This is a genomic window from Floccifex sp., assembly GCF_051873495.1.
Taxonomy (GTDB): domain Bacteria; phylum Bacillota_I; class Bacilli_A; order Erysipelotrichales; family Erysipelotrichaceae; genus Floccifex.
Window position 1 is genome coordinate 1 of record NZ_JBJEEX010000074.1, and the last position, 8,701, is coordinate 8,701.

Genomic DNA, 8,701 nt, shown 5'->3' on the forward strand with positions numbered 1-8,701 from the left:
GCTCATTTATATTACCAAATCACTTTTTTAGAGTCAACTATTTTTTTGATTTTTTTAATAAAATTAAAGAAGCACACATTTGTAGCACACTTGGAAACAAAATTAGCACGAGTGCTACAGCTGCAATATCTGGATTCATAAACTGGCAAGTCATACAAATCGCAAATCCTAATACCGATAAAATACCATACCACTTTGAATATTTGTCTGATTTTTCTATATTTAAACCAATTATCGCATTTGCAATAGGAATAATAACAATTAAAAAAATAATCCATGCATTTCGCGCTTGAGTGAATACTATAAACAACACCGTAAAAACCAATGCATAAATCATAGAAACGTTATTAAGAATTTTTTCTGTTTCAAGTTTCATCATTCATCCTCCGTTTTTCTTATATTAACACGACAGTAAAAAAATAGAAAAGATTTAAAATTCAAATCTTTTCTATTTTTATTAATCACCAAACGATATTCCAATACATTTTGCCTCTTTGACAATATCACTTTCAGGGTCAACATATTTTAATTTTCCAGCAACTTTCTCAAGCGGGATACGTTCAATTTTATTATTTATAATTCCAATCATATTTCCATAATCTTTATCAAGAATACATTGAGCTGCCGCTGCACCTAGGCGTGTCGCTAAGATTCTATCATATGGACAAGGGGCCCCACCTCTTTGTACGTGGCCTGGAATCGTTACTCTTGCATCAAATTCACTATTTTCCATAATCATATTCGCAATTTTATATGAGATAGAAGGTGCTTTTTCTTTTTTTCTTTGTTGCTTCAAATCCTTTTTAGAAAGCAATGCTTCTTGTTTCGAAATTGCTCCTTCTGCAACAGCAATTATTGAAAAATCTTTTCCACTTTGTTTTCGTTTTTGGATAGCTTCTAATATTTTTTTATCATCGTATGGAATTTCAGGAAGTAAAATAATATCTGCTCCAGATGCAAGACCCGAATACAACGTTAACCATCCCACTTTATGTCCCATTATTTCAACAACAAATACACGATTATGACTTGCCGCGGTAGTATGAATACAATCCATTGATTGGCTTGCGATTTCAACTGCACTATAGAATCCAAATGTCATATCCGTACCATAGATGTCATTATCAATCGTTTTAGGCAAATGAATGATATTTAATCCTTCTTGTCTTAATAAATTTGCTGTTTTCTGTGTTCCATTTCCTCCTAAAATTACTAAACAATCTAAATTTAAATCGTAGTAATTTTGTTTCATCGCCTCAATTTTATTTAATCCATTTTCATCTGGAACTTGTATTGTTTTAAACGGTACACGGCTTGAACCTAAAATTGTACCACCTACATTTAAGATTCCTGAAAAATCTTGATTTGTTAGTTTACGATAGTCTCCATAAATCAAGCCCCTGTAACCATTATAAAAGCCAAAAATTTCTAAGTCATCTAAATTATGAGATAGCCCTTTAACAACACCTCGCATAGCCGCATTCAATGCTTGGCAATCTCCTCCACTTGTCAACATACCAATTCGCATAATATCACTCTTTTCTATTCATATTGTAGCTTTCCTCAAAAAATAGTTCTTGAGAATTAATTTTAGGATCATTAATTAATCTTTCATAATAATTTCCATCTTCTTTTAATTCTTTTCCTTTTTCATCATCCATAATTTGTGTATCAAAATAGCGGGTAATTTTTTCTTTTATATCCGAATCAAAAACAGGAGCAGCTATTTCGACACGACGAAGTGTATTTCTTGTCATAAAATCGGCGGATGCGATATATACTTTTTGATTTTTTCCTTTACCAAAGCGATAAATTCGAGCATGTTCTAGATATCTTCCTACAATAGAAACAACTTTTATGTTATCACTGTATCCCTTAATTTGTGGAACTAAACAACAAATTCCTCGGACAATTAATTCAATTTGTACACCATGTCGACTAGCCTTTATCAATTCATCTATCAATACTTTGTCTGTTAAAGAATTTACTTTGATACCTATATATCCATTCTTTCCTTTTTCAATTTCTTCATCGATTAATTTTATTAGGTTATTTTGCAAACAATGTGGCGCCACAAGTAAACAATCCGCATTATCAACTGTTTCACCTCGTTGTAGCGAATTAAACACATTAGAAGCATCTTTTCCGATTTGTTCATTGCTCGTCATCAATGAGAAATCAGTATAAAGTCTAGCTGTTTTCTCATTATAATTTCCTGTTCCAATTTGGGTGATATATTTCGTTTGTTCATCTTTATATCTAGTTATTAAGCAAAGCTTACTATGAACTTTATATTGATCTAATCCATATATTACTTGAACGCCTGCGTCTTCAAAACGGCGAGCCATTTCAATATTGTTTGCTTCATCAAAACGCGCACGTAATTCCACCATGACAACAACTTCTTTTCCATTTTCTGCTGCTTCTATTAAAGCATCAACAACCTTCGATGGATTTGCCAAGCGATAAAGTGTCATTTTTATAGAAACCACGGTATCATCTTCAGCTGCTTCTTCTAATAATCGAATAAATGGTTTCATGCTTTCATATGGATAAGATAATAAAATATCTTTTTCTTCAATTTGCGAAATGATACTTCTTTTACGATCTATTGCCTTTGGTTCTTGTGGCACACGTTTCTTGTAAAACAAATTTTTATTTTCATGTAACCGATTTTGAATTTGGAAAACAAAAGACATATCCATTGGTGCCTTGTCTACAATTATGTTTTTCTTATCAAGATGAAGATAATGAGCTAATTCTTTTTTAGCTTGCGGTTCGACATCACGAGATAATTCTGCACGAACCGGAGCCATTTTTGTTCGTTTCTTAATCATTTTTTCCATGATGTCACAATAATCTAGATCCTCATCATATACATCATGCTCATCAATATCTGCATTTCGCGTAATTCGTAAAATTGCTTTTTCATATACAACATGTTTTGGATAAAGTTTATTCACAAAATGAAGAATCAATTCTTCACTCAACATAAAAGTACCTGGGCGAGTCGGAATTTCTATCAATCGTTTAAAGACACGATTACTACAAGCGACCATTCCAAATTTTCGTTTACCGCTTCTAGTTTTCAAAAGAACGATAGCATATAAATTTTTATTCGCTAAAAAAGGAAATGGTTGTTGTTTACTGATGATTGTTGGTGATAAAAAAGGAGCAATGTGATTATCAAAATACGCTTCTAATAATTTTCCTTCTTCATTTGATAACCTATTAAAATTAATAATTCGAATTCCCTTTGGTTCTAATTCACCCATCAATTGTTCATAGATTATTCCTCTTTTATCTTCTAATTCTTTTACTTTATCTAATATACAATGAATTTGTTCCTTCGGACTCATTCCTGTTTTATTATCTTTAGCATTTTCATCAGAATGCATTTGCATCATCAAAGTTCCTACACGAACCATAAAAAATTCATCTAAATTCGTTTGATAAATCGATGCAAATGTTAATCGTTCTGCAAGAGGAACTTTATCATTTCCGGCTTCGTCTAATACACGTTCATTAAATTTCAACCATGATAATTCACGGTTCATATAACATTCATTTGGTATCATTTCATCCATATTTTTTACTTCCTTTTCTTTTTTTAATTTCAAAATTTTTTTAATTAAATTGATTATTTTCATATTACTTTCCCATTCTAATAATCTATTCAATAGTAACGATAAATCGTAAATGAAATTGGCTTTAAAAGTAAAGTCTAAGTAAATTTATATGATTATCTGCATAGATTAACATTTTCAATGATACAAGAGCTAGCAATATTCAACGCAACTACACCTATACCTTTTCCACTAATAAAATTAAAATACATATTTCTATTAATTTTAAGAGCTTGATTAAATTCATAAACTTCTGGCATTTGATTGATATCCGTTGTGATTACCAGTAAGTTTTTACCTTGTATAGGATAGATAAATAAATCTTCGCTTGCTTTCATATAATAAGAAATAACATCAGATTCAATATTCATTTTTAAGGTATTAGGATAAAAATGAATATCCTGATTCTTAAAATCTTTTTCTCCGTATTTTAAAAAATGTGCATCTAATATATTTATAATCATAATTCCCTTTCTTATAGAGAAAGTATACATCTTTGAAAAGATTTATGAAACATCTTTTGTAAATTTATGTAAATTTTTAAATAATTGTTGAAAATTATTTTCTTGTTGTGTAAACTATAGTAAACCGATGATACGGAGATAAAACAAAAAGATGTATTGATAGAGAATCTATGATGGTGGAAATTAGATAATGGCAATTTTGTAAATGGACCGTGGAGGGCATAGAGGAAATGATAGTATTCTATGACGTAATACACACGTAAGTTGTAAGGAATATGATAGTATTCTAAAAGTGTACAGGAAACTGTAAAACAAGGTGGCACCGCGGGTAGCATATCACTCGTCCTTGATGATTTCATTAGGGACGAGTTTTTTGTTTCTAATGATCACAAATGAAAGAGAGGAAACAAAATGAAAAAATTTTCTAAGGCTTTATTAGCCACAGCTATGAGTGTTAATTTATTTGCTTGTTCAAGTGATGTACAAAATGAAAACACCTACAAAATTGGAATTTGTAACTATGTTGATGACGCTAGTTTAAATCAAATTGTTGCCAACATCGAGAGCCAATTAAATGAAGTGGCCAAAGAAGAAAATATCAATTTTGAAATTGATATTGAAAACTGTAATGCCGATTCAACTGTACTTAATCAAATTATCACCGATTTTATTACCGATGAAGTTGATTGTATGGTTGCAGTTGCGACCCCTGTTGCTATGGCAATGCAAAGCGCTACTGAAGATAATCACATTCCCGTTGTTTTTTCAGCTGTATCAGATCCCGTTGGTTCACAAATTGTAGAAAGCTTAGATAATCCTGGCAGCAATCTTACCGGAACAAGTGATTATTTAGATACAACGAATATATTTAATTTAATATTTGAAGCAAATCCAGACGCTACCAAAATCAGTTTGCTTTATGATGCCGGACAAGATTCTAGTACAAACGCCATTAAAAGCGCTAAAGAATACTTAAATAAAAAAAATATTGAATATGTTGAAAAAACAGGAACAACCACAGATGAAGTCAAACTTGCTGTCGATGCCTTAATCCAAGAAAATGTTGATGCCATTTTCACTCCAACTGATAATACCATTATGACAGCAGAATTATCTATTTATGAAACTCTAATTGATGCCAAAATTCCTCACTATACAGGTGCCGATTCATTCGCATTAAACGGTGCTTTCCTTGGTTATGGTGTAGATTATGCTAATTTGGGAAAAGAAACAGCTAATATGATTATCGAAATTATATTAGATGGAAAAGATCCGTCTAATATGCCTGTTCAAACTTTTGACAATGGAACCGCAACAATAAATATCGACACATGCCAAGCTATCGGTTTTGATTATCAAACTATTGAAGCTTCATTTTCTAAACTATGTACAAGTGTTAAACAAATCACAACTGCTGAAAGTTTTGACGACATAGAGGATTGAAAAAATGTCAGTAATACTTACTTTAACACAAACCGCCATGGAATTAGGACTTATTTGTGCTTTGTGTGTCTTAGCCCTTTTCCTAAGTTATTCCATGTTAAATGTATGTGATTTATCAACCGATGGATGTTTTACATTAGGAGCTGTTGTTGGTGCTAGTGTAGCCATCAGCGGGCATCCTTTTCTAGCCATACCAGCAAGCATGTTTGCTGGTATGTGCTCTGGTCTTGTTACTGCTTTTTTGCAAACCAAAATAGGTATCGATAGCTTATTATCAGGAATCATTGTCAATACCGGTTTATATTCGATTAATATCGCAATTATGAATGGTTCATCTTTATTAAATATGAACAAAACAACGACTATATTCACCATTTTTAAGGAAGCGTTTCCTTTTTTATCTAAGTACGCAACATTAGTTATTAGTTTATTTTTTGTTGCTATTGTTATTTTATTTTTAATAATATTTTTATCAACAAGACTTGGTCTTGCGATTCGTGCTACTGGTGATAATCATGACATGGTCAAATCAAGTTCCATTAATCCTATGTTCACAACGATTATTGGCCTATGTATTGCCAATATGTTCACTGGTTTATCTGGTTGCTTACTTGCTCAATCCCAAAAATTTGTCGATATCAACATTGGACAAGGAATGGTAACAGTAGCCTTGGCTAGTTTATTAATTGGAAGAACTTTAATTTCTAAAGGATCCATTGGAAAAAAAGCTTTAGGAGTTGTTTTAGGATCTATTATTTTTAGACTTGTTTATACTATTGCACTACGTTTTAATATGCCAGCTTTTATGTTAAAACTCGTATCTGCTATTATTGTCATTTTAGCTATAGGAATTCCTAACATAAAGAAACAATGGCCAATTTTTATACGGAAATATAAATATAATCGAGGTAAAACATGTTAACAATCAAACAAATATCAAAAACCTTTAATCCAGGCACAATCAACGAAAAGAAAGTACTATCAAATTTTTCATTACATCTAGAACCTGGTGAATTTGTAACAATTATTGGAAGTAATGGAGCTGGTAAATCAACTTTATTTAATGCGATTTCTGGTAGTTTCTTGACAGATGCTGGTTCAATTATTTTAGACAAACAAGACATCACTTTTTTAGCACAGCATAAACGCTCTAAATATATTGGTCATTTATATCAAGATCCTAATAAAGGAACAGCTCCAAACATGACTATTTTAGAAAATCTTGCCTTAGCTGCTGGAAATGGTGGATGGCTTTCACATATTTCAAAAGAAGACAAAATTAAATTTATTAATGTATTATCACAATTAAACTTAGGTCTCGAACATCGTTTAAATCAGAGTGTCGGCTTACTTTCTGGTGGTCAACGACAAGCACTTGCTTTACTAATGGCAACCTATAATCCTCCTAAACTTCTTCTTTTAGATGAGCATACGGCTGCTCTAGATCCACAAACAGCTAAGCAAGTTCTTGATTTAACTGATAAAATTGTGAAAAAGAATAACATCACTACCTTAATGATTACTCATAACATGCAAGATGCCTTATCACTTGGAACACGCACAATTATGATGGATAATGGCAATATCATTTTAGATGTAAAAGGAGAAGAACGAAATAAATTAACAGTTGATGATTTAATTTTTCAATTCAAATTAAAATCTGGTCAAAATTTAAGCAATGATCGTATTTTATTAACAAAGTAATGGACGAAGGTCCATTTTTTTTATAGACTATTTTTTGGGAGAATTATATATGAGAGAAAGATTTTCAAGTCGCTTAGGATTTATTTTACTAAGCGCAGGATGTGCTATCGGTCTTGGGAATGTATGGAGATTTCCATATATTGTCGGACAATATGGTGGTGCCGCCTTTGTATTAATTTATTTGTTTTTTCTAATTATTTTAGGTTTACCAATCATGGTCATGGAATACTCTGTTGGCCGTGCAAGTCAAAAAAGCGCCGCTTTATCATTTGATGTATTAGAGCCAAAAGGAACTAAATGGCATTGGCTAAAGTACGTAAGTCTTTGTGGTAACTATCTTTTAATGATGTTCTATACAACTGTATGTGGATGGATGTTCTATTATTTCTACAAAATGTTAACAAATGGTTTTGCTGGCATGAGTACTGAACAAATCAACAATGGTTTCTATGAAATGTTGAGTGTTCCACAAATACAAGTTGGTATGATGATTTTAGTTGTATGTATTGGTTTTTTAATTTGTTCAAAAGGGTTACAAAACGGAGTTGAAAAAATCAGTAAATACATGATGATTTGTTTGTTAGGTATTATGGGAATTTTAGTCATCCGTACTTTATCTTTACCAGGTGCTATGGAAGGTGTTAAGTTCTATTTATTACCCGATTTCTCTAAGATGACAAATCTTTCTGAAGTCATATTTGCAGCTATGGGACAAGCCTTTTTTACTTTAAGCTTGGGAATTGGTGCCATTGCGATTTTTGGAAGCTATATTGACAAAGAAAAAAAATTAACACAGGAAGCAATTAGCGTTGTTTGCTTAGATACATTTGTTGCCATTGTTTCCGGTTTAATTGTGATTCCAGCATGCTTTGCCTATGGGGTAAGTCCCGGACAAGGTCCAGGATTAATTTTCCAAACTATACCAAACATATTTGTTAATATGAATTATGGAAACATTTGGGGAGCTTTATTCTTCTTATTCTTAAGTTTTGCAGCATTAACAACTATTATAGCGGTTTTCCAAAACATTATTACGATGACAAAAGAATTATTTAATTGGTCTCATAAAAAAGCTATCATCATTAATTTTGTATTAATTATTTTACTTTCTCTTCCCTGTGCACTTGGATTTAATGTTTTATCGTTTATTCAACCAATGGGAGCTGGTTCAACTATTCAAGATTTAGAAGATTTTATAGTTTCTAATAATTTACTTCCACTAGGTTCATTGGGATATGTATTGTTCTGCTGTTCCAAAAAAGGATGGGGATTTGATAACTTTATTAAAGAAGCCAACACCGGAAAAGGAATCTCCTTCCCTAGAAAACTTCGTTTTTATTTAACTTATATTATTCCAATCATTGTAATTATTATTTTTATTCAAGGATATATTTCCTTATTCTAACAAATAGAGGCTGTAACAGTTAAATAGCCTGTACAAAAAAGGATAGCTGACTCAATTAC

The 8,701-nt window shown here is 31.6% G+C and carries 8 protein-coding genes and 1 other annotated feature; of the genes, 4 read left to right on the forward strand and 4 right to left on the reverse strand.

The genetic code is table 11. From position 1 onward, the window contains the following. Positions 1-37: 37 nt before the first annotated feature. From ACI313_RS04550 to ACI313_RS04565, 4 genes are all read right to left on the reverse strand, one after another. On the reverse strand, positions 38-376 hold the full coding sequence (locus ACI313_RS04550) for a hypothetical protein (RefSeq protein WP_439755396.1): 339 nt from the start codon (positions 374-376) through the stop codon (positions 38-40). Between the two features lie 81 nt (positions 377-457). Next, a complete protein-coding gene (locus ACI313_RS04555; protein WP_320607461.1) occupies positions 458-1,528 on the reverse strand; it encodes a 6-phosphofructokinase in 1,071 nt (356 codons plus the stop codon). Positions 1,529-1,532: 4 nt separating this feature from the next. After that, positions 1,533-3,650 (reverse strand): polyphosphate kinase 1, encoded by a 2,118-nt coding sequence (gene ppk1 / locus ACI313_RS04560; protein WP_439755397.1) that lies wholly within the window; start codon positions 3,648-3,650, stop codon positions 1,533-1,535. A gap of 92 nt (positions 3,651-3,742) precedes the next feature. Next, positions 3,743-4,090, reverse strand: coding sequence for a hypothetical protein (locus tag ACI313_RS04565; RefSeq protein WP_439755398.1), 348 nt, complete (start codon positions 4,088-4,090; stop codon positions 3,743-3,745). A gap of 118 nt (positions 4,091-4,208) precedes the next feature. After that, positions 4,209-4,441, forward strand: a binding site (T-box leader). A 60-nt stretch (positions 4,442-4,501) separates the two neighbouring features. Between ACI313_RS04565 and ACI313_RS04570 the strand changes: the two genes are divergently transcribed. The 4 genes from ACI313_RS04570 to ACI313_RS04585 are packed head-to-tail and all read left to right on the forward strand — an operon-like array spanning position 4,502 to position 8,642. Next, complete coding sequence (locus ACI313_RS04570) at positions 4,502-5,533, forward strand: ABC transporter substrate-binding protein (protein WP_439755399.1); 1,032 nt, start codon at positions 4,502-4,504, stop codon at positions 5,531-5,533. Between the two features lie 4 nt (positions 5,534-5,537). Further along, on the forward strand, positions 5,538-6,455 hold the full coding sequence (locus ACI313_RS04575; RefSeq protein WP_320607465.1) for an ABC transporter permease: 918 nt from the start codon (positions 5,538-5,540) through the stop codon (positions 6,453-6,455). After that, positions 6,449-7,237 carry an ABC transporter ATP-binding protein gene (locus ACI313_RS04580; protein WP_439755400.1) on the forward strand — a complete coding sequence of 263 codons (789 nt, stop codon included), beginning with the start codon at positions 6,449-6,451 and terminating at the stop codon, positions 7,235-7,237. Before ACI313_RS04575 ends, ACI313_RS04580 begins: the two co-directional genes overlap by 7 nt. A gap of 49 nt (positions 7,238-7,286) precedes the next feature. Continuing rightward, the gene (locus ACI313_RS04585; protein WP_439755401.1) at positions 7,287-8,642 is read left to right on the forward strand and encodes a sodium-dependent transporter; all 1,356 of its coding nucleotides are present in this window, start codon (positions 7,287-7,289) and stop codon (positions 8,640-8,642) included. The last annotated feature ends 59 nt before the right edge of the window (positions 8,643-8,701 follow it).

Excerpts from the sequence above, each read along its gene's own strand:
- ACI313_RS04555 (WP_320607461.1), bottom strand. The coding sequence starts at position 1,528 with ATGCGAATTGGTATGTTGACAAGTGGAGGAGATTGCCAAGCATTGAAT.
- ACI313_RS04550 (WP_439755396.1), bottom strand. The coding sequence starts at position 376 with ATGAAACTTGAAACAGAAAAAATTCTTAATAACGTTTCTATGATTTAT.
- ACI313_RS04580 (WP_439755400.1), top strand. The coding sequence starts at position 6,449 with ATGTTAACAATCAAACAAATATCAAAAACCTTTAATCCAGGCACAATC.
- ACI313_RS04575 (WP_320607465.1), top strand. The coding sequence starts at position 5,538 with ATGTCAGTAATACTTACTTTAACACAAACCGCCATGGAATTAGGACTT.
- ppk1 (WP_439755397.1), bottom strand. The coding sequence starts at position 3,650 with ATGAAAATAATCAATTTAATTAAAAAAATTTTGAAATTAAAAAAAGAA.
- ACI313_RS04570 (WP_439755399.1), top strand. The coding sequence starts at position 4,502 with ATGAAAAAATTTTCTAAGGCTTTATTAGCCACAGCTATGAGTGTTAAT.
- ACI313_RS04565 (WP_439755398.1), bottom strand. The coding sequence starts at position 4,090 with ATGATTATAAATATATTAGATGCACATTTTTTAAAATACGGAGAAAAA.
- ACI313_RS04585 (WP_439755401.1), top strand. The coding sequence starts at position 7,287 with ATGAGAGAAAGATTTTCAAGTCGCTTAGGATTTATTTTACTAAGCGCA.